Origin of the sequence: Thauera propionica (assembly GCF_002245655.1) — a bacterium.
GTDB lineage: Bacteria > Pseudomonadota > Gammaproteobacteria > Burkholderiales > Rhodocyclaceae > Thauera > Thauera propionica.
In genome coordinates this window covers 60,225-84,399 of the sequence record NZ_NOIH01000014.1, presented here as the reverse complement: position 1 = coordinate 84,399, position 24,175 = coordinate 60,225, and the positions used below count along the sequence as shown (strand labels likewise).

The 24,175-nt window shown below is 67.4% G+C and carries 21 protein-coding genes and 1 pseudogene; 12 read left to right on the top strand and 10 right to left on the bottom strand.

All coding sequences use genetic code 11. The annotated features are described in order from the left end of the window. Nucleotides 1–108: 108 nt before the first annotated feature. Nucleotides 109–2,070: a dynamin family protein gene (locus CGK74_RS12495; protein WP_094268802.1), complete on the top strand. Its 1,962-nt coding sequence runs from the start codon at nt 109–111 to the stop codon at nt 2,068–2,070. A 114-nt stretch (nt 2,071–2,184) separates the two neighbouring features. Here CGK74_RS12495 and CGK74_RS12490 read toward each other — a convergent pair whose 3' ends face one another. The 5 genes from CGK74_RS12490 to CGK74_RS12470 are packed head-to-tail and all read right to left on the bottom strand — an operon-like array spanning nt 2,185 to nt 6,243. Continuing rightward, on the bottom strand, nt 2,185–2,436 hold the full coding sequence (locus tag CGK74_RS12490; RefSeq protein ID WP_094268801.1) for a YfhL family 4Fe-4S dicluster ferredoxin: 252 nt from the start codon (nt 2,434–2,436) through the stop codon (nt 2,185–2,187). Nucleotides 2,437–2,452: 16 nt separating this feature from the next. Continuing rightward, on the bottom strand, nt 2,453–2,944 hold the full coding sequence (gene coaD / locus CGK74_RS12485; protein ID WP_094268800.1) for a pantetheine-phosphate adenylyltransferase: 492 nt from the start codon (nt 2,942–2,944) through the stop codon (nt 2,453–2,455). Next, the gene (rsmD, locus tag CGK74_RS12480; protein ID WP_094268799.1) at nt 2,941–3,480 is read right to left on the bottom strand and encodes a 16S rRNA (guanine(966)-N(2))-methyltransferase RsmD; all 540 of its coding nucleotides are present in this window, start codon (nt 3,478–3,480) and stop codon (nt 2,941–2,943) included. Before rsmD ends, coaD begins: the two co-directional genes overlap by 4 nt. Continuing rightward, entirely contained in the window at nt 3,477–4,841 is a 1,365-nt protein-coding gene (locus CGK74_RS12475) for a M16 family metallopeptidase (RefSeq protein WP_094268798.1), read from the bottom strand. Before CGK74_RS12475 ends, rsmD begins: the two co-directional genes overlap by 4 nt. 31 nt (nt 4,842–4,872) lie before the next feature. Further along, nucleotides 4,873–6,243: a M16 family metallopeptidase gene (locus CGK74_RS12470; RefSeq protein WP_094268854.1), complete on the bottom strand. Its 1,371-nt coding sequence runs from the start codon at nt 6,241–6,243 to the stop codon at nt 4,873–4,875. Between the two features lie 162 nt (nt 6,244–6,405). Here CGK74_RS12470 and ftsY point away from each other — a divergent pair, with 162 nt between their 5' ends. The 6 genes from ftsY to CGK74_RS12440 all read left to right on the top strand — a co-directional run bounded on the left by ftsY (nt 6,406) and on the right by CGK74_RS12440 (nt 13,747). Beyond that, nucleotides 6,406–7,662, top strand: coding sequence for a signal recognition particle-docking protein FtsY (ftsY, locus tag CGK74_RS12465; protein ID WP_094268797.1), 1,257 nt, complete (start codon nt 6,406–6,408; stop codon nt 7,660–7,662). Then, the gene (locus CGK74_RS12460) at nt 7,659–8,354 is read left to right on the top strand and encodes a cell division ATP-binding protein FtsE (RefSeq protein ID WP_094268796.1); all 696 of its coding nucleotides are present in this window, start codon (nt 7,659–7,661) and stop codon (nt 8,352–8,354) included. Before ftsY ends, CGK74_RS12460 begins: the two co-directional genes overlap by 4 nt. Then, on the top strand, nt 8,351–9,247 hold the full coding sequence (gene ftsX, locus CGK74_RS12455) for a permease-like cell division protein FtsX (RefSeq protein WP_094268795.1): 897 nt from the start codon (nt 8,351–8,353) through the stop codon (nt 9,245–9,247). The genes CGK74_RS12460 and ftsX overlap by 4 nt, the downstream gene beginning before the upstream one ends. 206 nt (nt 9,248–9,453) lie before the next feature. Beyond that, on the top strand, nt 9,454–10,017 hold the full coding sequence (ahpC, locus tag CGK74_RS12450) for an alkyl hydroperoxide reductase subunit C (protein WP_094268794.1): 564 nt from the start codon (nt 9,454–9,456) through the stop codon (nt 10,015–10,017). 130 nt (nt 10,018–10,147) lie between these two features. Beyond that, on the top strand, nt 10,148–11,716 hold the full coding sequence (gene ahpF, locus CGK74_RS12445) for an alkyl hydroperoxide reductase subunit F (protein WP_094268793.1): 1,569 nt from the start codon (nt 10,148–10,150) through the stop codon (nt 11,714–11,716). Between the two features lie 144 nt (nt 11,717–11,860). Then, nucleotides 11,861–13,747 carry an ABC transporter ATP-binding protein gene (locus CGK74_RS12440; RefSeq protein WP_094268792.1) on the top strand — a complete coding sequence of 629 codons (1,887 nt, stop codon included), beginning with the start codon at nt 11,861–11,863 and terminating at the stop codon, nt 13,745–13,747. Between the two features lie 13 nt (nt 13,748–13,760). On the opposite strand, the gene CGK74_RS12435 is transcribed toward CGK74_RS12440, so the two are convergent. Continuing rightward, complete coding sequence (locus CGK74_RS12435; RefSeq protein ID WP_094268791.1) at nt 13,761–14,417, bottom strand: HAD family hydrolase; 657 nt, start codon at nt 14,415–14,417, stop codon at nt 13,761–13,763. Nucleotides 14,418–14,573: 156 nt separating this feature from the next. Between CGK74_RS12435 and CGK74_RS12430 the strand changes: the two genes are divergently transcribed. Next, on the top strand, nt 14,574–16,340 hold the full coding sequence (locus tag CGK74_RS12430; RefSeq protein ID WP_094268790.1) for an ABC transporter ATP-binding protein/permease: 1,767 nt from the start codon (nt 14,574–14,576) through the stop codon (nt 16,338–16,340). Here the strand turns inward: CGK74_RS12430 and CGK74_RS12425 are convergent. Beyond that, nucleotides 16,326–17,432, bottom strand: coding sequence for a glycoside hydrolase family 5 protein (locus tag CGK74_RS12425; protein ID WP_094268789.1), 1,107 nt, complete (start codon nt 17,430–17,432; stop codon nt 16,326–16,328). The two genes, CGK74_RS12430 and CGK74_RS12425, sit on opposite strands and share 15 nt — an antisense overlap. A 232-nt stretch (nt 17,433–17,664) precedes the next feature. On the opposite strand from CGK74_RS12425, the gene CGK74_RS12420 reads away from it, so the two are divergent. Then, nucleotides 17,665–18,693: a DUF5924 family protein gene (locus tag CGK74_RS12420; RefSeq protein WP_094268788.1), complete on the top strand. Its 1,029-nt coding sequence runs from the start codon at nt 17,665–17,667 to the stop codon at nt 18,691–18,693. Nucleotides 18,694–18,721: 28 nt separating this feature from the next. Here CGK74_RS12420 and CGK74_RS12415 read toward each other — a convergent pair whose 3' ends face one another. The 3 genes and pseudogenes from CGK74_RS12415 to CGK74_RS19470 form a co-directional block, all read right to left on the bottom strand. Beyond that, entirely contained in the window at nt 18,722–19,144 is a 423-nt protein-coding gene (locus CGK74_RS12415; protein ID WP_094268787.1) for a CBS domain-containing protein, read from the bottom strand. A 104-nt stretch (nt 19,145–19,248) separates the two neighbouring features. Next, nucleotides 19,249–19,611, bottom strand: coding sequence for a CZB domain-containing protein (locus tag CGK74_RS19475; protein WP_240498718.1), 363 nt, complete (start codon nt 19,609–19,611; stop codon nt 19,249–19,251). A 51-nt stretch (nt 19,612–19,662) separates the two neighbouring features. Then, nucleotides 19,663–19,938, bottom strand: a pseudogene (locus CGK74_RS19470) (methyl-accepting chemotaxis protein); the annotation flags it as partial. Between the two features lie 605 nt (nt 19,939–20,543). On the opposite strand from CGK74_RS19470, the gene CGK74_RS12405 reads away from it, so the two are divergent. From CGK74_RS12405 to CGK74_RS12395, 3 genes are all read left to right on the top strand, one after another. Next, nucleotides 20,544–22,130: a thymidine phosphorylase family protein gene (locus tag CGK74_RS12405; protein ID WP_094268785.1), complete on the top strand. Its 1,587-nt coding sequence runs from the start codon at nt 20,544–20,546 to the stop codon at nt 22,128–22,130. Further along, the gene (locus CGK74_RS12400) at nt 22,130–23,020 is read left to right on the top strand and encodes a ribose-phosphate diphosphokinase (RefSeq protein WP_094268784.1); all 891 of its coding nucleotides are present in this window, start codon (nt 22,130–22,132) and stop codon (nt 23,018–23,020) included. Before CGK74_RS12405 ends, CGK74_RS12400 begins: the two co-directional genes overlap by 1 nt. Before the next feature lie 218 nt (nt 23,021–23,238). Beyond that, entirely contained in the window at nt 23,239–24,153 is a 915-nt protein-coding gene (locus tag CGK74_RS12395; protein ID WP_094268783.1) for an adenylate/guanylate cyclase domain-containing protein, read from the top strand. Nucleotides 24,154–24,175: the final 22 nt, after the last annotated feature.

Genomic DNA, 24,175 nt, shown 5'->3' with positions numbered 1-24,175 from the left:
CCCGCCGCGCAACGCCGGGATGGAAGCAAAACGTGTTCGCCGTTATGCTGCCGCTATCAAGATCGCCCCCGCGCCCCGGTGCGCGACTCCAGTCCGACGAGTGAGCCGATGACCCAGCTGATCGACCAGTTTTCCGCCTACGCCGATTGGCGTGCCTCCACCGCCGAAACCGTGACGCGCCTGCGCAACTGGCTGTCGCGCAACGAGGTCGGTGATGCCCAGTCCGATCTGCGGCTGCAATACCTGCTCGATCGCCTGCGCGACGACAAGCTCACCGTGGCATTTGTCGCGGAGTTCTCGCGCGGAAAGTCCGAACTCATCAACGCGATCTTCTTCGCCGACTACGGCGACCGAATCCTCCCGTCGAGCGCAGGCCGTACCACGATGTGCCCGACCGAACTGCAGTGGAGCAAGGGTGCGAAGCCCGAGCTGCGTCTGCTGCCGATCCGCTCGCGCGAGCGCCAGGCGCCTGTGAGCGAACTCAAGCGCTACCCGGAAGAGTGGCAGGTCGTGCCCCTGCAGGCGCTGGATGCCTCCGGCCTGCAGGAAGCGCTGGCGCGCGTCGGCGAGACCACCCGCGTTCGCCAGGAAGAGGCCGAACGCCTGGGCTTCATCATCGACCCCAAGGGCGAGCAAGGGCTGAAACCCGGCGCCGACGGGCTGATCGAGGTGCCGTCGTGGCGTCACGCCGTCATCCAGTTCCCTCATCCGCTGCTCGAACAGGGCTTGGTCGTGCTCGACACGCCGGGCCTGAATGCGATCGGTGCCGAGCCGGAACTGACGCTGTCGATGCTGCCGAGCGCCCACGCGGTGCTGTTCATCCTCGCCGCCGATACCGGCGTCACGCAAAGCGATCTCGCTGTTTGGCGCGACTACGTGCAGGGTGCAGGTCCGCGTCAGCGTGGCCGCCTGGTGGTGCTGAACAAGATTGACGGATTGTGGGACGGGCTGCGCGAAGAGGCGCAGATCGAGGCCGAGATCGACAAGCAGGTCAGCTCGGTCGCCTCCACGCTGGATATCGATACGTCCGCTGTCTTTCCGGTCTCGGCGCAGAAAGGGCTGGTTGCGCGCATCAATGGCGATGCCGAACTGCTTCAGCGCAGTCGCATATCGTCGCTGGAGCAGGCGCTGACCGGTGAACTGCTGCCCGCCAAGCAGGACATCGTGCGTGACGATACGCAGGCCGAGACGAGCGAGGTCTTTGCGCAGACGCGCGGACTGCTCGAGGCTCGCCTGGCGAGCCTGCGCGAGCAGTTGCAGGAACTCACCGACCTGCGCGGCAAGAATCAGAGCGTCATCGAATACATGATGCGAAAGATCCGCACCGAGAAGGAGGATTTCGAGCAGGGTCTGCAGAAGTACTACGCGGTGCGCTCGGTGTTCTCCAGTCTCACCAACAGCCTGCTGTCCAACATCGGCATGGATGCGCTGCGCGACGAGACACGCCGCACCCGTGAGGCGATGATGGAATCCACCTTCACCAAGGGCTTGCGCGACGCGATGGAGGGCTTCTTCCAGCACCTGCGCAACAACCTGCAGCGCTCGACCAGCGAGATCGCCGAGATCACCAAGATGCTTGACGCGATGTACAAGCGTTTCAGCGTCGAGCATGGCCTGAAGCTGGCGCCGCCCGAGACCTTCTCGACCCTGCGTTACGAGAAGGAGATCGAGCGCCTCGAGTCGGCCTTCAACCGCCAGCTGAATACCACGCTGACGCTGGTTACCACCGAGAAGCACACGCTGACGCAGAAGTTCTTCGAGACGGTCGCGGTTCAGGCCCGGCGCACGTTCGAGCTCGCCAACCGCGACATCGAGCAGTGGCTGCGCGCGGTGATGTCGCCGCTGGAAACGCAGGTGCGCGAATACCAGATCCAGCTCAAGCGTCGCCTCGAGAGCGTCAAGCGCATCCACCAGGCGACCGACACGCTCGAGGATCGTGTCGACGAGCTGCGCCAGAGCGAGTCGGGCGTGCTGGGCATGCTGGAGGAGCTCGAGGCCTTGCGGCAGGAACTGGCCCAGAAGCTCGGCGTGGAGGATGGTGAGGCGACCGAAACCCGGCGGGCCGCCTGAAAGGGGGCGGCCGATTCCACTGCCTGCCACCAATAGTTAACGACACAAGGCCTTCCGCGGCGCATGTCCGCGGAAGGCCTTGTGCTTGTTGCAGCCCGGCGTGCCGGGCGGGTGTCAGGCCTTGCCGGTCAGCTTCAGGAACTTCTCCATCAGCTGGTCCTTGGTCTCCTGATGACCCGGATCCAGCGGGATACAGTCGACCGGGCAGACCTGCTGGCACTGCGGTTCGTCGAAATGGCCGACACATTCGGTGCACTTGTCCGGGTCGATGACGTAGATCTCATCGCCCTGGGAGATGGCGCCGTTGGGGCATTCCGGTTCGCAGACGTCGCAGTTGATGCACTCGTCGGTAATCATCAGAGCCATGGTCTTCGCTTCCTTGCTATCGCTTTGAGTTCAGTTTTTCCTGCAGCCGTGCCAGCACGGGTGGCTGCACGAACTTGCTCACATCGCCGCCGAGGCGGGCGATTTCCCGCACCATCGTGGCGGAGATGAACATGTACTCTTCGGCCGGCGTCAGAAATACGGTTTCGACGTCCGGGTAGAGCTTGCGGTTCATTCCCGCCATCTGGAATTCATACTCGAAATCCGACACGGCCCGCAGGCCGCGCAGGATCACGCGCGCACTCTGTTGCTTCAGGAACTCCATCAGCAGGCAGTCGAAGCCGACCACTGCCACATTCGGAAAGGCAGCCACCGCCGAGCGCGCGATCTCGACCCGCTCGTCGAGCGAGAAGATCGGGTTCTTGCTGTTGCTGCGCGCGACGGCAACGACGACTCGGTCGAACAGCACCGACGCCCGGCGCACGAGATCCTCATGCCCGCGGGTGAACGGGTCGAACGTGCCCGGATATACCGCCACCGCTTCCTTCATGCCCCGCTCCTGCGCATCAGATGGAAATGGACCTGTCCGGCGCGGCCCTGCTTGGCCGGGAGCCAGTTGCCCAGGCTGTCGATCGCGGTCTCGGACTCGACATAGAGCCATCCATCCGCCTTCACCAGCCTGTCCAGCCAGGGTTCCACGCGCTCGATCCAGCCCTGCTTGTAGGGCGGGTCGAGAAACACGCCGTCGAACGTCCGAGGCGTGGTTTGCGCGAATCTTACCGCATCGCCGCGCACGATCTCTACTTGCGATGCCTGTAGGGTCTTTGCCGCCTTGTGCAGTGCGTCGAGGGCGCGGGGGTCGCGCTCGACGAGCACGACCGAGGATGCGCCGCGCGACGCGGCCTCGAAGCCGAGGATGCCGCTGCCGGCGAAAAGGTCCAGACAGTGCTGGTCGTCGAGATCCTGGCCGAGCCAGTTGAACAGGGTCTCGCGCACGCGATCGGGCGTGGGGCGCAGCCCCTGCACGTCGGCAACATCGAGCAGGCGCGAGCGCCACTGCCCACCGACGATGCGTACCCGGCTCATTCGCGCGTTTCCGCGGCGGCAGCGGGGGCGGCCTGCGTGTCACCGTCACCGCCCGCGATCACGGTAACGAGGTGTTCGCTGCGGATGCGGCGGGCGAAGGCGTCGCGCACCTGATCGACCGTGACGGCTGCGACCTTGTGCGGGTAGGTGTCGAGCCAGTCGAGCGGCAGGCTGTAGAAGCCGATCATCGCCACGTAGTCCAGCGTCTTGGCGTTCGAGTCGAGGCGCAGGCCAAAGCCGTTGATCAGGTTGTCCTTGGCGGCCTGCAGCTCGGTCTCGCTCGGGCCCTTGGCGATGAAGCCGGCCAGGGTGTCGCGCACCACGCCGAGGGCTTCCTCGGCCTGGCTACCGCGGGTCTGCAGTCCGATCTGGAAGGGGCCGGCGACCTGCTGCGGCGCGAAGTAGCTATACACGCTGTAGGCGAAGCCGCGCTTCTCGCGCACTTCCTGGGTCAGGCGCGACACGAAGCCACCGCCGCCCAGCACGTAGTTGCCGACCAGCAGCGGAAAGTAATCGGCGTCCTCGCGCGCCATGCCCGGCTGGCCGACGAGGATGTGGGCCTGGGCGGACGGGTGCGGGATGCGCAGCGTCTCGGCCTGCGGCGCAACAGGCGCGGGCAATGGCGCGGCCGCCTCGACCCGCGGCAGGGCTTCGGTCAGGCGCTGGGCGATGCGCTCGGCCGTGGCGCGGTCGACGTCGCCGACAATGGCGATGGCGGCGCGCTGGGGACCGAAGTGGCGGCGGTGGAAGTCCACGAGGTCGTCGCGGGTGATCGCCTCGAGCGATTCCGGGGTGGTGCTGGTGCCGTAGGGGTGACCGCTGTAGAGCGCTTCGTTGAAGCGGCGGGCGGCGAGCGTGGCGGGCTTGGTCAGCGCCTCGCGCAGTCCGGCGATGGCGCGGCGGCGTTCGCGTTCGAGGATCTCGGGCGGGAATACGGGCTGCGCAAGCAGGGTGGCGGCGAGGTCCACGGCGGCGTCGCGCTCGGGGGCGGAGGACAGGCTGCGGATCGACAGGCCGGACCGGTCGCTGTCGGTGCTGCCGCCGATTCGCGCGCCGATGTCGGCGATGCGTTCGGCGATCTGCTGCTCGTCGAGCGCGCTGGTGCCGGCGTCGAGCAGGCTGCGCGTGAGGCCCGCGAGGCCGGCCTTGTCCGCAGGCTCGAAGGCCGAGCCGGCAGCGAAGTCGATCTGGATGTCGACCAGCGGCAGGGCGCGGCTTTCGACGAAGGACACGCGCGCACCGGAGGGCGCGGTCCATTGCTCGATCTTCGGGCCGGCGACGGCGGCCGGGGCAAGCGCCAGCTGCGCGACCAGGGCGAGGCCGGCGAGGGCGGGGGCAAGGAAGCGGGGCGTCAGGATCATGGCGGGGTGGTCGGATCGGTTCGCAGAAAGGTCAGTGGCGCACGCCGACAAAGGGCGAGCGCGGGCGGGCGGTCTCGAGCGGCAGCGGGTCGAGGCGGGCGACGCTGAGGCTGTCGTCGCCGAAGTAGCGCTGGGCGACGGACCGCACCTCATCAGCCGTCACGCTGCGCAGGCCTTCGAGCAGGCGCTCCTCGTCGCGCCACGACAGGCCGGCCGCTTCCAGGTAGCCGATCTCCATCGCCTGGCCCATGAGCGAGTCGCGCTTGTACACGCGGCTGGCGACGGCCTGGGTCTTGACGCGGGAGAGTTCGGCTTCGCTGACGCCCTCGTCGCGGACGCGCTGCAGCTCGGCACGCAGCGCCGCCTCGAGTTCGTCGGTGGTGTGGCCCGGTGCGGGGACGCCATCGAGGTAGAACAGCGAGGGGCCGCGGCCGCTGCCGTCGTAGCCGGCGCCGGCCGACACGGCGATGCCGCTGTCGCGGACCAGGCGCCGGGTCAGGCGCGCGCCGTCATAGCCGTCGAGGATCGCGGCCAGCACCTGCAGCGCGTAGGCGTCACGATCGGTGGCGGGATTGCGCAGGGCCGGGACGTGCCAGGCGAGCGTCAGGTAGGGCAGTTCGGCGGGCGCACGCACGACCGTCTGGCGCGGGCCTTGCTGCGGCGGTTCGGCGGTGATCCGTCGCGCCGGCAGCGTGCGGGCTGCAATCGGGCCGTAATGGCGTTCGGCATCGCGGAACACGCGGCGATGATCCACGTCGCCGACGACGACCAGATAAGCGTTGGTCGGGGTGTACCAGCGCCGGTACCACTCGCGGGCGTCCTCGGGCTGCATGGTCTCGAGGTCGGGCATCCAGCCAATGACGGGGCGGCGGTAGGGATGGGCCTTGAAGGCGGTGGCCATCAGTTGCTCGTACACCAGGGCGCGTGGCTGATCGTCGGTGCGCAGGCGGCGCTCCTCCTTGACTACCTCGATCTCGCGCCGGAAAGCGTCGTCATCGAGCACGAGGTGCTGCATGCGATCGGCCTCGAGCGCCATCATCTCGGTCAGGCGGTCGGGCGGCACCTGCTGGAAGTAGGCGGTGTAATCCTTGCTGGTGAAGGCATTGTCACGCCCGCCGACCGCGGCGACGCGCTTGTTGAACTCGCCCGGGCCGACGTTCTTCGTGCCCTTGAACATCATGTGCTCAAGCACGTGGGCGACGCCCGACACCCCTTCGGGCTCGTCCATCGCGCCGCTGCGATACCACACCATATGCACCACGGATGGCGCGCGGCGATCTTCCTTGACGATGACCTTCATGCCATTGGTCAGCGTGGTTTCGTAGGGATTGGCGAGCGCGGTCAGCGGGGTGGCGAGCGCGCAGCCGACAAGGAGGGCGCGGGCAAACGTCTGGAGAAACATGGACATGTCCTGCATCTGTTAGAATTCGCGGCGCTCCGCGGGGGTCGGTGCCGATTGCGCCGGTCGGACGGGGAGCCGCATCTTAACGTGATCGGCGACGGGTGCCCACGGCTGGCGTGGGGCCTTGCCGACGCGAAACGTCCCCTCTGACTCGAGCGTTTCATGTTTGGTTTCCTGAAGAAGAAGTTCGGCAAGAACGAGCAGGCCGAATCGGGCCAGCCATCGGCTGAAGAAATCGTCGAGCCGCAGGCGACCGAAGCCGTCACGCCGGCTGTCGACGCGACCGTGGTCACCGAGACCGCGGTGGCGGTCGAGCAGCCTGCAGTCGAGACCGTGGCGGATGCCGTACCGGCGCGGCCGGTGGACGTCCCTGTCGAAGAGCTTCTGCCGGCGCTCGCTCCGAGCGAGCCCGTACCGGCTGCGGCCCCCGTCGTCGCGAACCCGCCCGCCACGGCCGAGGCGCCGGCGAAGCGCTCCTGGACCGATCGCCTGAAGGCGGGCCTGGCGCGAACCCGCCAGCAACTCGGTGGCGGCCTCGCCAGCCTGTTCGGCTTGCGCAAGATCGACGAGGACCTGCTCGAGGAGCTGGAGTCGACGCTGCTGATGGCCGACTGCGGCGTCGAGGCCACCCAGCACCTGATCGACGACCTGCGCCTGCGCTGGAAGCGCGACCGCCTCGAGACGGCCGACCAGCTGCAGCAGGCGCTCGCCGACGGACTGAACGGCATCATCGCGCCGCTGGAGCAGCCGCTGGACATTTCGAGCCACCAGCCGTTCATCATCATGATCGCGGGCGTCAACGGCTCGGGCAAGACGACCTCGATCGGCAAGCTCGCCAAGTATTTCCAGGCCCAGGGCAAGAGCGTGCTGCTGGCGGCGGGTGATACCTTCCGCGCGGCGGCGCGCGAGCAGCTGATGACCTGGGGCGAGCGCAACAACGTCACCGTGGTCGCGCAGGACGGCGGCGATGCCGCTGCGGTGATCTTCGACGCCATCAGCGCCGCGCGCGCGCGCAACATCGACATCGTGCTGGCCGACACCGCCGGCCGCCTGCCGACCCAGCTGCACCTCATGGAAGAAATCGCCAAGGTGCGGCGTGTGATCGCGAAGGCCGACCCCTCCGGCCCGCACGAGGTGCTGCTGGTGCTCGACGCCAACATCGGGCAGAACGCACTGGCGCAGGTGAAGGCTTTCGACAAGGCGATCGGGGTGACCGGCCTGGTGGTGACCAAGCTTGACGGCACCGCCAAGGGTGGCGTGCTGGCGGCGATCGCGCGCCAGTGTCCCAAGCCGCTGCGCTTCATCGGCGTGGGCGAGGGCATCGACGACCTGCAGCCCTTCAAGGCGCGCGAGTTCGTCGATGCGCTGTTCGAGCCCGGTGCGGCAGCGGTGAAGAACGGAGCAGGCGAACGCGCATGATCGTCTTCGACGAGGTGGCCAAACGCTATGCGGGCGGCTACACGGCGCTGGCCGGCGTCAGCCTGGAGATCCGCCACGGCGAACTGGTGGTGCTGTCCGGTCATTCAGGTGCGGGCAAGAGCACGCTGCTGAAGCTGATTCCGGTCATCGAGCGTCCGACGTCCGGGCGCGTGCTGATCAATGGCCAGGACGTCTCGCACCTGCCCAGGGCGGCGATCCCCTACCTGCGGCGCAACCTCGGCCTGGTGCTGCAGGAGAGCCGCCTGCTGTTCGACCGCAGCGTGTTCGACAACGTGATGTTGCCGCTGGTGATCACTGGCCATCCGCCGCGTGATGCCGCCCGCCGCGTGGCGGCTGCGCTCGAGCGCGTGGGGCTCGAAGGACGCGGCAAGGAAATGCCCGCCGGCCTGTCGGGCGGCGAGCAGCAGCGCGTGGCGATCGCTCGCGCGATCGTCAACCGGCCCTCGATCCTGATCGCCGACGAGCCCACCGCCCACCTCGACCCGGCCTACGCGGCCGATATCGCCAGCCTGTTCCGCTCGTTCAACGAGGCTGGCGTGACGGTGCTGGTCACGACCCACGACGCCTCGCTGTTCGCCGCCAGTCGCCCGCGCCGCCTGGTGCTGGCGAAGGGTCTGCTGACCGAGGACACGCGCCCGACCGGCCGCCTGGCGCACGAGGAGGCGGCATGAGCAACTGGTTCTACCTCCATTTCCGCGCCATTGCGCATGCGCTGCGTCGCCTGGCCGGACAGCCGGTGGGGACCGTGCTGTCGGCGCTGGTGGTCGGCATCGCGCTGTCCCTGCCCGGGGGCGGCTACCTGGTGCTGGACAACGTCGCCTCGCTCGCGCGCGGCGTGTCGGGCACGCCCGAGATCAGCGTCTTTCTCGACGCCGGGGCACAGAAGGCCGATGCCGAGGCGCTCGAGCAAAGGCTGAAGGCACTGCCGGCCCTGGCCAGCTACCGCTACGTGCCGCGCGACGAGGCGCTGAAGCAGCTCGCTGCGGGTGGGCTGGGCGACGTGCTGGGTGGCCTGGGACACAATCCGCTGCCGGACGCCTTCGTGCTGACGCCGCGTGGCGAAGACCCCGAGGTGTTCGAGCAGCTGGCGACCGAGATCCGCGCCTGGCCGAAGGTCGCGCACGTGCAACTCGACTCGGCCTGGGTGAAGCGTCTGCATGCGTTGCTGGCGCTCGGTCGTTCGGCCGTGCTGATGCTGGCGGGGCTGCTCGGCTTCGCGCTCGTCATTGTCACCTTCAACACCATCCGCCTGCAGATCCTGACTCAGCGCCAGGAGATCGAGGTGAGCCGCCTGCTCGGCGCCACCGATCCCTTCATCCGCCGCCCCTTCTACTGGTTCGGCGGGCTGCAGGGCGCGCTGGGCGGTCTGGTTGCGCTCGGTACGGTGTGGCTGGGCGTTCGTGTGCTGGCGCAGCCGGTTGCGCGCCTGGCCGAAACCTATGGCGCCGTGTTCACGCTCAATGGGCCGGACTGGCGCGCAGCGCTTGCCATCGTGCTGTTCGCCACCTTCCTCGGCTGGCTGGGCGCCGCGATCTCGGTGCGTCGACACCTCGCGAGCACTTGATTTCCTGTCATCCATCCCCCATTTAATTAAAGTTGGCGTGCGCCGTGCTCCGCGGCAGGCGCTTGCCATCGTCGGGCGGCTTGGTTATAGGCTAAAGCAATCAAGCGGATCTCGATAATCAATTAGAGCAATTCGGCGATGGGGTCTAGACTGCGCTCCATCGAGTTTCGACACACCGTACCAACAACCCTTCTGGAGGATTTCAGATGTCGCTGATCAACACCCAGGTTCAACCGTTCAAAGCCCAAGCCTACAAGAACGGCAAGTTCATCGAAGTGACCGATGCCGATCTGAAGGGCAAGTGGTCCGTCCTGATCTTCATGCCGGCCGCCTTCACCTTCAACTGCCCGACCGAGATCGAGGACGCGGCCGAGCACTATGGCGAGTTCCAGAAGGCCGGTGCCGAGGTGTACATCGTCACCACCGACACCCACTTCTCGCACAAGGTGTGGCACGAGACCTCGCCGGCCGTCGGCAAGGCCCAGTTCCCTCTGGTTGGCGACCCGACTCACCAGCTGACCCGTGCCTTCGGCGTGCATATCGAAGAAGCGGGCCTGGCCCTGCGCGGCACCTTCGTCATCGACCCGGAAGGCGTCATCAAGACGATGGAAGTGCACGACAACGCCATCGCCCGTGACGTCACCGAGACCGTCCGCAAGCTGAAGGCCGCCCAGTACGTCGCTTCGCACCCGAACGAAGTCTGCCCGGCCAAGTGGAAGGAAGGCGAGAAGACCCTGGCCCCGTCGATCGACCTGGTCGGCAAGATCTAAGCAGGTCGCTGCAATTGCCCGGGCCTACCCGGCCCGGGCTGCACGCTCCGCAGCCGGCCACGCGCCGGCTGTGTCGTATGAGGACCGCCGAAACCTCGACGGTCGCACAAACAACCAAGGAAGCCCCGTCATGCTTGACGCCAACATCAAGACTCAACTGAAAGCCTACCTGGAGCGGGTGACGCAGCCGATCGAGATCGTGGCGTCGCTGGACGATGGTCCCAAGTCGCACGAGATGCAAGAACTGCTGCGCGATGTCGCCGAGCAGTCCAGCCTCATCACCCTGATCGAGCGCCGTGACGACGACGAGCGCAAGCCCTCGTTCTCCGTCGGCCCCAAGGGCGGCGATGGTCGCGTGCGCTTTGCCGGCCTGCCGATGGGCCACGAATTCACCTCGCTGATCCTCGCACTGCTGCAGTCGGCCGGCTACCCGCCGAAGGTCGAGGCGGACGTGATCGAGCAGATCAGGAACCTCGAAGGCGAGTTCAACTTCGAGACCTACATCTCGCTGTCCTGCCACAACTGCCCGGACGTGGTGCAGGCGCTGAACCTGATGGCGATCCTCAACCCCAACATCCGTCACACGATGATCGATGGCGCGCTGTTCCAGAAGGAAGTGGAAGAGCGCCAGATCATGGCGGTGCCGACGGTGTACCTCAACGGCCAGGAATTCGGCCAGGGCCGCATGGAGCTGGGCGAGATCCTCGCCAAGGTCGACACCGGCGCCGCGGCGCGCGATGCGAAGAAGCTGTCGGAACAGGCGGCCTTCGACGTGCTCGTCGTCGGTGGCGGACCGGCCGGCGCGGCCGCGGCCATCTATGCGGCGCGCAAGGGCATTCGCACCGGCATCGTCGCCGAGCGCTTCGGCGGCCAGGTCATGGACACGATGGCGATCGAGAACTTCATCTCGGTCAAGTACACCGAGGGCCCGAAGCTGGTCGCCAGCCTGGAAGAGCACGTCAAGGAATACGAAGTCGACGTGATGAACCTGCAGCGCGTTGCCAAGGTCGTGCCGGGCAGCGAAGATGGCACCACGCTGGCTGAGGTCCAGCTCGAAAACGGCGCCACGCTCAAGTCGCGCACCGTCATCGTCGCCACCGGCGCGCGCTGGCGCGAGATGAACGTGCCCGGCGAGCAGGAATTCCGCGGCAAGGGCGTGGCCTACTGCCCCCACTGCGACGGCCCGCTGTTCAAGGGCAAGCGCGTTGCGGTGATCGGCGGCGGCAACTCCGGTGTCGAGGCCGCGATCGACCTCGCCGGTGTGGTGGCCCATGTCACGCTGCTCGAGTTTGCCGACGACCTGCGTGCGGACGCGGTGCTGCAGAAGAAGCTCTACAGCCTGCCCAACGTCACCGTCATCAAGAGCGCGCAGACCACCGAAGTCACGGGCTCCGACAAGGTCAATGGCCTGGTGTACAAGGACCGCAAGACCGACGAGACGCACCGCATAGAGCTCGAGGGCGTCTTCGTGCAGATCGGACTGCTGCCCAACACCGACTTCCTGAAGGGCACGCTCGAGCTTAGCCGCTTCGGCGAGATCATCGTCGATGCCAAGGGCCAGACCTCGGTGCCGGGCGTGTTCGCCGCCGGCGACTGCACCACGGTGCCGTACAAGCAGATCATCATCGCCATGGGGGAAGGTGCCAAGGCCTCGCTGTCGGCTTTCGACCACCTGATCCGCACCAGCACGCCGGCCTGATCCGCGCTTTTGCTGTCGTAGAATGGATGCCCCGCCAAGTGCGGGGCATTTCGTTTTGGGCGGGCACTCTCGCTCGCAGCGCGCTGTCACAGCCCGCAATGTCCTGCCCGGGCGTGTCGTCCGGCTTCAACTCGGAGTCTTCCCTTGCTGTTCAACTGGTTCGAACGCCGCGTCGACCCCTATCCCGACACACCGCCCCTGCCGGCGCCGAAGCGCTTCTTCGCCTTCCTTTGGGCCGGGACCGAGGGCATGCGCCCCTTCATCCTCGGCATGATGCTGCTGACCGCGACCATCGGCGCCTTCGAGGCGCTGCTGTTCGCCATGCTGGGCAAGGTCGTCGACTGGCTGGCGGCGGTGGAGCCGGCCCGGCTGTGGGCCGACGAGGGCGGCAAACTGCTGCTGCTGGCGGCCATCGTGCTCGGCAGCATCGCGCTGGTGGCGGTGCAGACCATGCTCAAGCACCAGGCGCTGGCCGGCAACTTCCCGATGCGCCTGCGCTGGAAGTTCCACCGCCTGATGCTCGGCCAGAGCATGAGCTTCTACCAGGACGAGTTCGCCGGCCGGGTGTCGGCGAAGGTCATGCAGACCGCGCTGGCGGTGCGCGACACCTGCCTGATCATGACCGACATCCTGGTCTTCGTCGTCATCTACTTCGTCACGCTGACTGCGGTGGTGGCGAGCTTCGACCTTTGGATGCTCGTCCCCTTCCTCGGCTGGCTCACGCTGTATGCCGCTTCGCTGCGCTGGTTCGTGCCGCGGCTGTCGAAGGTGTCGCGGGCGCAGGCCGATGCGCGCTCGCTGATGACTGGCCGCATTACCGACGCCTACACCAACATCGCCACCGTCAAGCTGTTCTCCCATGCGGGGCGCGAGGCGGGCTACGCGCGCGGCGCGATGCAGGAGTTCATGCACACCGTGCATGCGCAGATGCGGCTTGTCAGCAGCATCGAGATCGTCAATCACAGCCTGTCGATGCTGCTGATCCTGTCCACCGGCGGCGTCGCGCTGTGGCTGTGGAGCCACGGCGAGATCGGCGTCGGCGCGGTGGCGGCGGCCACGGCTATGGCGCTGCGCCTCAACGGCATGTCGCACTGGGTGATGTGGGAGATGGCTTCGCTGTTCGAGAATGTCGGCACGGTGCAGGACGGCATCAACACCCTGTCGCGGCCGCATACGGTTGTCGACCGGCCGGATGCGAAGCCCCTGGTGGTCAGCCGCGGCGAGGTCCGCTTCGAGCACCTGGGATTCGCCTATGGCGTCACCGGACCCGATGCGAAGCGCGTCATCGACGACTTTTCGCTGACGATCCGGCCGGGCGAGAAGATCGGCGTCGTCGGCCGTTCGGGTGCAGGCAAGTCGACCCTGGTGAACCTGCTGCTGCGCTTCTACGACCTGGAACAGGGGCGCATCCTGATCGACGGCCAGGACATCGCGACAGTGACGCAGGACAGCCTGCGCGCCCAGATCGGCATGGTGACGCAGGACACTTCGCTGCTGCACCGCTCGGTGCGCGACAACATCCTTTACGGCCGGCCGGATGCGAACGACGCCGACATGGTTTCCGCGGCAACGCGCGCCGAAGCGCACGACTTCATCCTTGGCCTGACCGATCCCAAGGGGCGCCACGGCTACGACGCCCATGTCGGCGAGCGGGGCGTGAAGCTGTCCGGTGGCCAGCGCCAGCGCATCGCGATCGCGCGCGTGATGCTGAAGGATGCCCCCATCCTGCTGCTCGATGAGGCCACCAGTGCGCTCGACTCCGAGGTGGAGGCCGCGATCCAGGCCAGCCTGTACCGGCTGATGGAAGGCAAGACCGTGGTCGCGATCGCGCACCGCCTGTCGACGATCGCAGCGATGGACCGCCTGGTGGTGATGGACAAGGGGCGCATCGTCGAGGAGGGCGACCACCGCAGCCTGTTGGCGCGCGGCGGCCTCTACGCCCGGTTGTGGGCGCGCCAGAGCGGCGGTTTCCTGGGCGAGGCGGCCGAGGACGACGAGGTGCCGGCCGCCGTGGAGGCGGCCAACGCCTGAGCCTCCTCCGGCTTTACCGCGCGAGCAGCGCGTCAGTCAGGGCTGCCGGGGTGTCCGCGGCCCGCCAGTGGGGCGCCATGTCGTCCGCTTCCAGGCTGCCGTAGCCCCAGGTTGCGGCGATGAAGGGCAGGCGGTTGGCGTCGGCCGATTCGCCATCCTCGGCGCGGTCGCCGATGTAGATCGCATCTTCGCGCGCGATGCCGTGGTCGGCCAGCAGGCGGGCGATCATCGTGGCCTTGTCGGGCAGGCGGGGCTGGAACATGTCAAGCGCGTATACCGCCTCGAAGTGCCCGGCCCAGCCCAGGTGCGCCAGAATCAGCCGTGTCGGATGCAGGCGCTTGTTGGTGGCGATCGACAGCTGGCAGCCGCCCGCGGCGAGTCGTTCGAGCATCTCGCCCACGCCGGCGTAGGCCGCGGTCTGGCGGTAGCCGGTGGTGTCATAGCTGGCCTTGAAGTGCTCCGCGAGACCGGCGATCAGCGCCGCATCGTTGCTGCCGGCCAGCATCTGCAGTGTTTCGGTCAGCGGCGGGCCGACAATGGATTCGTCGATGGTACGCACCGGGGCGCAGCCGGCGCTGGCAAAGGCTTCGCGGTAGCTGGCGAGGATGGCCGGGGCGGAGTCGATCAGGGTGCCGTCGAGGTCGAACAGGACGTGCCGGTAGCGGGGCATGGTGCGTGGCGGGAGCGGTGAGCAAAGCGGCATTCTACGGACTTGGGTCGCCGGTGCCACATCCGTCATGGTGCAGTGCGCCGTGTTCGAGCAAAATACGCGTCCGCCGGAGCAGGCCGTTCCGGCCGCTACCGTTTCCGAACCGGAGTTCAGTCCTTGCAGCCTTCTTCCTCACCGCCCGCCGGTGGCAGCTCGATCAGGCAGTTCTGGCGCCTGTCGATGCCCTATTGGCATAGCGAGCGCAAGTGGAAGGCCGGCATCGCGACCCTGCTGCTGGTGCTGCTGACGCTGGCACAGGTCGCGCTGGCGATCTGGATCAGCTACTGGCACCGCGAGCTGTTCGACGCCCTCGAGGCGCGTTCGATGCGCGAGGTGCTGGTGCAGGCGGCGGTGTTCGGCGTGATCTTCGCGCTCACCGTGGCGGTGACGGCGGCGCACCTGCACATCAAGCGCTGGCTGCAGCTCGACTGGCGGCAGTGGCTGACGCGGCGCCTGCTCGATGCCTGGCTGTCGGACCGGCATCTTTACCAGCTGCGCTTTACCGTCGGCGACCATGACAATCCGGACGGCCGCATCGCCGAGGACATCCGTATCGCCACCGAGTCGGCGATCGGGCTGGCGCATTCGCTGCTGTTTTCGCTGCTGATCCTCGGCAGCTTCGCCGACATCCTGTCCAGCGTGTCGGGCAGCTTCGAGGTGCCGGGCACGGACATCGTGGTGGGGGGCTATCTGGTGTGGCTGGCCTTCCTCTATGCCGGCCTGGGCACGGTGCTGGGCGCGCTGCTCGGGCGGCCGCTGGTCAAGGCCACCAACCGCCTGCAGACGGTGGAGGCTAACCTGCGCTACGGCCTGGCGCGCGAGCGCGAGCACGCCGAGTCCATCGCCCTGATGCGCGGCGAGGCAGTAGAGCGCCGCCATGCCGATTCCCTCTTCGACGACGTCGGGCGCGGCTGGAACCGGCAGACGATCGGCTATCTCGGCATCGTGTCCTTTTCCACCGCCTATGGCACGCTGCTGCCGGTCTTTCCCATCCTGGTGGCGGCGCCGCAGTACATCGCCGGTGTGATGACGCTGGGCGTGCTGATGCAGGCCGCGCAGGCCTTCCAGCGCCTGACCTCGGCGCTGTCGTGGCCGGTCGACAACCTCGGCGAGCTGGCGCGCTGCCGCGCGTCGATGGACCGCATCGTCAGTCTCTACCAGGATCTCGAGGCGCTGTCCGCGCCGGAACGTGCCCGCGCGCACAACCGCATCCAGGTTCGCGTCGGCACCGAGCGCAAGCTGGTGCTGCGCAATCTCACGCTGTCCAACCCCGACGGCCGCGTGCTGGCCGAGCACCTCGATACCGTCGTGCGCCGTGGCGAACGCGTGCTGATCGGCGGCGACACCTCGGTGGCGGTGTGCCTGTTCAAGGCCGTGGCCGGGCTCTGGCCGTGGGGGCAGGGCGAAATCGTGCTGCCCGCCGATCACGGCATCGTCTTCCTGCCGCAGCGGCCGTACTTCCCCGATGGCACGCTCAAGGCGGCGCTGTGCTATCCGCATGCGGAGACGGAGTTCGAGCACGGCGACCTGCTGCACGTGCTGGAGTGTGCGGGCGTGGCGTGGCTGGCGCCGCGGCTCTACGAGAGCGACAGCTGGGATCACGCCCTGCCGCTGCGTGCCCGGCAGCGGCTCGCCATTGCGCGCGTGCTGTTGCAGCGCCCGGCCTGGGTGTTCCTGGAGGAGGCGACCAACGCGCTCGATCCGGAAACCGAGCTGTTGATGATCGAGCTCCTGCACCGCGAGCTGCCCGACTCCACGCTGATGATGATCAGCTTCCACAACGGCATGTCGCATCACTTCACCCACAAACTGGCGGTCAACCGCCTGCACGAGGAGAAGTACGTGCAGGCGGCGCCGGCGGGCGCGCTCCTAGGCGAAGCTTGACGGCAGCCAGTCGCGCTCGACGCTGCTGCGCAGGCTCCAGGCCGGAGTGGTCTCGGTGCGGTAGCTCCAGAAGAACCAGCCCTGGTATTTCTCGAAGGTGAGCAACTGCGCGTCGGCATAGCCGCGGCTGGCGACGTTCTGCTGGAACTGGTCCATGTTCTCCAGCGCGTGGTTGAACGGCCCCTCGGCCCACAGCGACACCACCTTCAGGTCCAGTCCCAGGCTCCATTCCCCGCAGATCGTCGGCAAACCCAGCTCGGTGATGATCGCGTCGGCCTCGTCCTTCCAGTCGCCGGCCGACTTGCGCAGGTGGGCGTGGATGTCTGCGTCGATATCGCAGCGTTCGAAGCACTGGTAGCGGTGGATGTCGAAGATGACGTTCTGGTACTGCGGTGGCTGCATGAAGCCGAGGAACTCGCGGAAGGAGCGGAAGCCGTCATGGAACACCACGGCTACGCGCTCCGGCGGGCAGTGGCGGCGGATCCGTTCGTAGGCATCGAGGTAATAGGCCTTGATGTAGTCCGTCGGCACGTCCCAGCGCGGTTCGTTGAGCACCTCGATGGCGTGCAGCGCCGGATGGTTGCGGTAGCGTTCGGCCAGGCGTTCGAGCACCGATAGCGAATGATCGCGGTACTCGGCCTTGGTGTGCCATTCGCACACGTCCTTGATGCCGCCGTTGTCGAAGCCGTTCTGGCAGCCCGGCGCCGCATGCAGGTCGAGCACCACGCGCAGGTCGAATTCCTGCGCCCAGTCCATCGCCCGGTCCAGCACCTCGATGCCGCCGGTGACGAAGGGGTGGCGGTTGTCGCCGTACTTGGGGTGGTAGGGGTAGTCGGGGCCGAAGATCCAGTGCCCGACCGGGATACGTATCGCGTTGAGTCCGTGTCCGGCAATCCAGCGGAAGTCCTCGCGCGTGATGAAGCTGTTCCAGTGGGCGCGCAGGCGTTCGGTCGCGCGCGGCCCCATCTCCGCGCACCAGGTGGTCTCGTCGGTGGCCTGCAGGCCGTCGAACAGGCTGGGTACCATCCACTTCTCGAGCACCAGCCAGCTGCCCAGGTTGACCCCGCGCAGTTTCATCGCAGTCTTGTCCATCTTTCGCCTCCCTGGCGAGCCGTGTCATGACGCTGATTGTGCGCTCAATGAGCCGCGTCTGCTGCGCGTGGCGTCAACACCGGCGCTCGCGCATTGGCGCACAATGGCAAGAATTTTCGTCATGACGTGCCGTAGCGCGTTCGGTGCGGTAAGGTCTGCCGCCTCCTGCGGCGCGATACGGCGTGGTCCCCACCCATCGCTTGCGCCGGCTGCATCGCCACACGTTCATCCGATGGCCAAACTCAAGATCCGATTGCTGCGCCTCATCGTGCTCGCCCGCCGTTATCCCGGCGTGATCGCGGCCTTCGGCTTCGTCTCCGGCGTGGCCAGCTTCTTTCTGGTGGAGCGGCACGAGGGTTTCGCCCGCATCATCGCAGTCGTGATGCTGCTTGGCTGGGTGTGGCTGGTGCTCGAGCGCGTGCTCAGCGATCTGCTGGCGGCGCGCTTCGGCCTGCGGCTGCCGCCGACCGTGCTGCGCTACGCGACGCAGATGATCCATCAGGAGAGCCTGTTCTTCGCGCTGCCCTTCTTCTTCGCGAGCACATCCTGGAACAGCGGGCAGGCGGTGTTCACCAGCGGTCTGATCCTGGCCGCGCTGGTGGCGCTGATCGATCCGATCTACTACAAGCGGCTCGCGCCGCGGCGCTGGCTGTTCCTGACCTACCACACGCTGACGCTGTTCGCGGTGCTGCTGGTGGCCATGCCCCTGATCCTGCACGTGCCGACCGCCCGCAGCTACGAACTGGCGCTGGGCATCGCGGTGCTGCTGGCCTTCCCGAGCCTGCTGGGCTCGATCACGGTGCCACGCTGGTGGCGCGGGGTGCTGGTGGCGGTGCTGATGCTGGCGCTGGCGGCCACCGGCTGGCTGGCGCGGCTGTGGGTGCCGCCCGCCACGCTGCGCCTGACGGACATGGCCCTGGCGACGGCGATCGACGATGCCAATCGCGCGCCCACCCACAATCTGGTCGAGATCGATGCGGCCCAGCTTGTCGCGCAGGGCCTTTACGCCTACACCGCGATCCGTGCGCCGCTGGGCCTGCGCGAGCGCGTGCAGCACGTGTGGATCCACGAGGGGCGCGAGATCGACCGCATCGCGCTCGACATTCGTGGCGGACGCGAAGAGGGCTACCGCGCCTGGACGCGCAAGCAGAACTTCCCGTCCGATCCGGCCGGGCGCTGGCAGGTGAGAGTGCTGACCGAGGACGATCAGATGATCGGGACGCTGCGCTTCCGCGTGCGGCCGGCAGACGCCGGCCAGTAGGTCGAACCTCCCGGATGGCGCAGCCACCTCAGCAGATGCGTTCCCACAGGCTCTGTTCGTCCTCGAACTGATCGAGCTCCAGGCCCTTGAAATCGCTGCGCGACACGATGCCGACGACCTTGCCGTCCGCCACCACCGGCAGGTGGCGATAGCCGCCGTCACACATCATGTGCAGCGCCTCGATCGCCTTGTGCTCGGGGCCGATCGTGTCGGGGTCCGGCGTCATGACTTCGCTCAGTGTGGTCTCGGCCGGGTGGCCACCGGCGCCGATCATCTGCACGGCGTCGCGGCCGGTGAAGATGCCCTTCAGGTGGTGGTGGCTGTCGGTCACCAGCACGGCGCCGACATTGCGCTCGCACATGCGCCGGCAGGCCATCTGCACCGAGTCGGTCGGGCGCAGCATCAGCGGCTGTTGATCCTTGACGATGAAGGAGATGTTGCGGTTGGTCATGTCGCGCTCCGGTCAGAGGTTGCGTGGCAGGCATCATCTACCTGCACTCTAGGCCAAAAACCGGAACGCGGCAGGGGCAATTCTCGATCGCGTTGCGACGGCACTCAGCCGCCGGCGGTGTCGGCGATGCGCTGCAGGTTCTCGAGCACCTGGATGCTGGCCGACTCCATGTCCGAAACAGCCGCCACCGCAGCGTCGATGTCGCCCGCGACGACGCGCTCGAGTGCGGCTTTGCCGCTCTGGTGCACGCGCGCGTGCGGAGCCTCGAGCTGCCGATAGGCCGGCAGGTGGGCGAACTGGCGCCCCGCATTCTGGTACCAGCGACCCAGCCGGCAGCTGGTGTGGGTCGACAACGTCGCAGCCTCGGTCGTGGAGTGCCCGGTCAACGCCTGATACACGTCGAGCTTGAAGACGAGGTGGTCGAGCTTGGCCAACTCGGCGAAGCTGCGTAGCGCGGCCTGCTTCATCGTGCCGGCCATGCCGCGTGCCAGACCACACAGCGCGTCCATGCTGCCGCGCGCGGCGCCCCCTTCGCTGGCTGCGCTGGCGGCCTTGTCGGACAATTCGCCGATGACCTTCTCGACCTGGCCGGTCTCGCCCTGGATGGCGCTGACCAGTTCGGAGATTTCGTTGGTGGCGCCCGCGGTGCGTTCGGCGAGCTTGCGCACTTCGTCGGCGACGACGGCAAAGCCGCGGCCCTGCTCGCCGGCGCGTGCCGCCTCGATCGCCGCATTCAGCGCCAGCAGGTTGGTCTGGTCGGCGATCTCGCGGATCAGCTGCACGATGCCGTCGATCTGCGCGGCGCGTGCGGTGAGCTGGCGCACGGAACTGGTTGTGTTGCCGGTCTCGGTGGCGAGGGTGCCGAGGTGGCCCGACACGCTGGCGATGGCCTTGCTGCTCTCGTCGGCGGCACGGGTCGAGTCGGCCGCGGCGGACTCCTGCGTGGCCAGCTGCTCGGCCAGATGCGCGAACGAATGCTGCACCGAGCCCATCGTCTCGGCGTAGGTGCGCAGGTTGCCGAACAGGGCATCGTGCAGGCTGTCGCGCCGGCGCACTTCGGCGCATTCGGCCTGCTGGTGCGCGAGCTCGCTCTCGAGGCGCGCGACCCGCGCCCGGGCCTCGGCGAGTTCGCGCTCGCTGTCGCTCAGTTGGCGACGCAGTGCGTCGGTTTCCTTCTTGCTGTTCCACCACGACATGATTGCTGCTCCACGGATCAAGGGGAGGCGCAGAACGGCGCCTCTGTTTTTCTTATGGTGCTACCGACAATATTAATATATTTAATAACGACGGCTTTCGGGGTGACTTTAGCGGATTTGGAAGCTCGCGGAGCGTGGCATGTTTCTCGCCGGCAGCGATTTCCGCCTTCAATCCACGGGGGCGCAAGAGTACCCTTCGAGCCATGGATACCCCCGACTCGACGCCCGCCGAAGCTGTCCGCAACGAGCAGACCTTCCCGCTCGCGCTGCGCCGCGTCGCGATCGACACCTACCGCGAGAACGTCGCCTACCTGCACCGCGACTGCGCCATCTACCGCGCCGAAGGCTTTCAGGCGCTGGCCAAGGTCGAGGTGCAGGCGAACGGTCGGCGCGTGCTCGCCACGCTGAACGTGGTCGACGATCCGCGCATCGTCCGTTGCAACGAGATCGGGCTGAGTTTGGACGCCTTCGCGCAGCTCGGTGTGGAGAACGGCCACCCGGCCAAGGTCGCGCAGGCCGAGCCGCCGACCTCAATCCCCGCCCTGCACCGCAAGATCGCCGGTGAGCGCCTCGATCGCGACGACTTCCGCGCCATCGTGCGCGACATCGCCGAGCACCGTTATTCCAAGATCGAGCTGACCGCCTTTGTCGTCGCGTCGAACCAGGGCGAACTCGACCGCGAGGAGGTGTACTTCCTGACCGAGGCGATGGCCGCAGTCGGGCAGCGCCTCGACTGGCACGAACGACCCGTGGTGGACAAGCACTGCATCGGCGGCATCCCCGGCAACCGGACCTCGATGCTGGTGGTGCCCATCGTCGCCGCGCACGGCATGTTGTGTCCCAAGACATCTTCGCGCGCGATCACCTCGCCTGCGGGTACCGCCGACACCATGGAGGTGCTCGCCAATGTCGAGCTGCCGATGGCGCACCTGTCGGACATCGTCCGCGAGCACCGTGGTTGCCTGGCCTGGGGCGGCACGGCGGCGCTGTCGCCGGCCGACGATGTGCTGATCTCGGTCGAGCGTCCGCTGTCGATCGACTCGCCGGGCCAGATGGTGGCCTCCATCCTGTCGAAGAAGGTGGCCGCCGGTTCCACCCACCTGCTGCTCGACATTCCCGTCGGCCCCACCGCCAAGGTGCGCTCGATGCCGGAGGCGCAGCGCCTGCGCAAACTGTTCGAGTTCGTCGCCGGGCGCATGAACCTGACGATCGACGTCGTCATCACCGACGGGCGCCAGCCGATCGGCAGCGGCATCGGTCCGGTGCTCGAGGCGCGCGACGTGATGCGGGTGCTGGAGAACGATCCGCGCGCGCCCAACGACCTGCGCCAGAAGGCGCTGCGCCTGGCGGGCCGCATGCTTGAGTTCGACCCGGACGTGCGTGGCGGCGACGGCTTCGGTATCGCGCGCGACATCCTCGACTCGGGCCGCGCGCTGGCCAAAATGGACGCGATCATCCGCGCGCAGGGTGGCAAGCCGTTCGACCACAACGCCCCGCAGCTGGCCCGTCTGAGCTTCGAGGTGATGGCCGATGCCGATGGTGTCGTCATCGGCATCGACAACCATCAACTGGCCCGCATCGCGCGCGTCGCTGGCGCGCCCAAGGTGCAGGGCGCCGGTGTCGACCTGCTGCGCAAGCTGGGCGATACCGTGGCGCGCGGCGATGTGCTCTACCGCGTCCATGCCGACTATCCGTCCGACCTCGAGTTCGCCCGCCAGGCCGCGGTGCGCTCGTCGGGCTATGCCATCGGTGCGGCAGACGAGCTGCCGCACCTGTTCGTGGAGTTTTGATGAAAGCGCTGTTGCTGCATTTCGAGGACGAGACGCTCGAGGCCGGGCGCCTGGCCCGGGCTGCCGGTCTGGAATGTGCGCTGATCGAGCGCCACCGTTTCCCCGATGACGAACTGCGCCTGCGCCTGCCCGAGCGCCTGCCCGGCCAGGTCGTCGTCTATCGCAGCCTGCACCGGCCGAACGAGAAGCTGCTCGAGCTGCTGCTGGTCGCGCGTACTGCGGGACGGTTGGGCGCGGAGCACCTGACGCTGGTCTCGCCCTACATGGCCTACATGCGCCAGGACACCGAGTTCCACCCGGGCGAGGCCGTCAGCCAGCGCATCGTGGGCGAGTTCCTCGCCGGCCTGTTCGACGGCGTGGTCACGGTCGATCCGCACCTGCACCGCGTGGATACGCTGGCCGAAGCCGTTCCCGTGCCGCACGCCATCGCCCTGTCGGGCGCGCCGCTGCTGGCGGACATCGTGGCGCAGGCACGCCCCGGCGCCATGCTGCTCGGGCCGGATGCCGAGTCTGCGCAGTGGGTGGCCGCAGCCGCTGCGCGCCACGGCTTCGCGCATGCGGTGTGCACCAAGGTTCGCCACGGCGACCGCGATGTGGACATCCTGCTGCCCGAGGGGCTGGACGTGTCGGGCCGCGCGGTGGTGCTGCTCGACGACGTGGCCAGTTCCGGCCATACGCTCGTCGGCGCAACCCGCTTGCTGCAGACGGCGGGTGCGGCCTCGGTCGATGTGGCCGTCACCCATGCGTTGTTCGCCGGCGATGCGATCGCGAAGCTGCAGGCCGCCGGGGTCGGCCAGGTGTGGAGCACCGACTGCATCGCGCACCCGAGCAATGCCGTCAGCGTCGCGCCCCTGCTCGCCGATGCCCTGCGCCAGATCGGCGTCGCCTGACTACCCGTCTACTGCCCGCTGATCGTCTGTTTGTCTGCTGAATCTGGCATTTTCATGCGGTTTGGCGGCGATGGCACGGCTCGCATCCAGCGAGCCGATGACGATCAAGAGTCTTGATGCTAGCATCGGTGCTTCCTTAGCCTCCGCGGCAGGCTGTCGCGCACCCTTGCGAGGGCGTGCGCTGCGCGAAGGCTCCGAGATCCATAGCGGGGAGACGTGTGAAGCAATCGGTAAGGACCGTGGTATTTGCCGACCTGACGGGTAGTACCGGTCTTTTCGAGACGGCAGGCAACGTGGTCGCGACCCGCATCGTCACCCGTTGCACGCACACGCTCGGTCGCCATCTCGTCCAGGCCGGCGGCCAGCTCGTTAAATGCCTGGGCGATGGCGTGCTCGTGCTGTTCGACGACACCATCGCGGCGGTCGAGGCCGCCGCCCGCATGCAGGACGTCCTCAAGGAACAGGCGCAGACCCTGCCGCGTGGTGGGGCGCTCGGCATCAAGACCGGCATCGAGCGCGGCCCGATCGTCGAGCACGACGGCGACTGCTATGGCGATGCGGTCAACGTGGCGGCTCGCCTCAGCGATCGCGCCCAGGCGGGCGAGACGCTGATCGGCGAATCGGTCTTCGCCTGCCTGGCCGAAGCGCAGCGCCTGGCCTGCCAGAGTCTCGACCGCATCACGATCAAGGGCAAGGCCGAACCGATGCGCGTGTGGCGCATCGACTGGGCACGTACGGCCGAGACCACCATCACGTCCATGCTCGACCTGCAGCAGCTGGTCGACGGTCCGCGTGCCGTGCAGCGCCTGGACATCCATCGTCTCGACCAGCATCTCGAGCTTCACCCCAACGACGGTCCGCTGATCATCGGCCGCGGCGAAGGCGTCGGCTTCTCGGTTGACGACCAGCGCGTCTCGCGTCGCCATGCCCGCATCGAATGGACCGGTGGTCAATGCGTTCTGACCGACTTCAGCAGCAATGGCAGCTGGGTGCGTTTTGCGAGCTCGCCTGCCCCGGTGTTTCTGAGGCGGGATAGCTGTACCCTTTACGGCGAGGGTGAAATCGGGCTCGGCGCACAGCCAGACGACTTCACCGCGCCCACACTCGCGTTTCACGTCATCGACGAGAACTGAGCGCCGCCGCGCTGCATCCGGT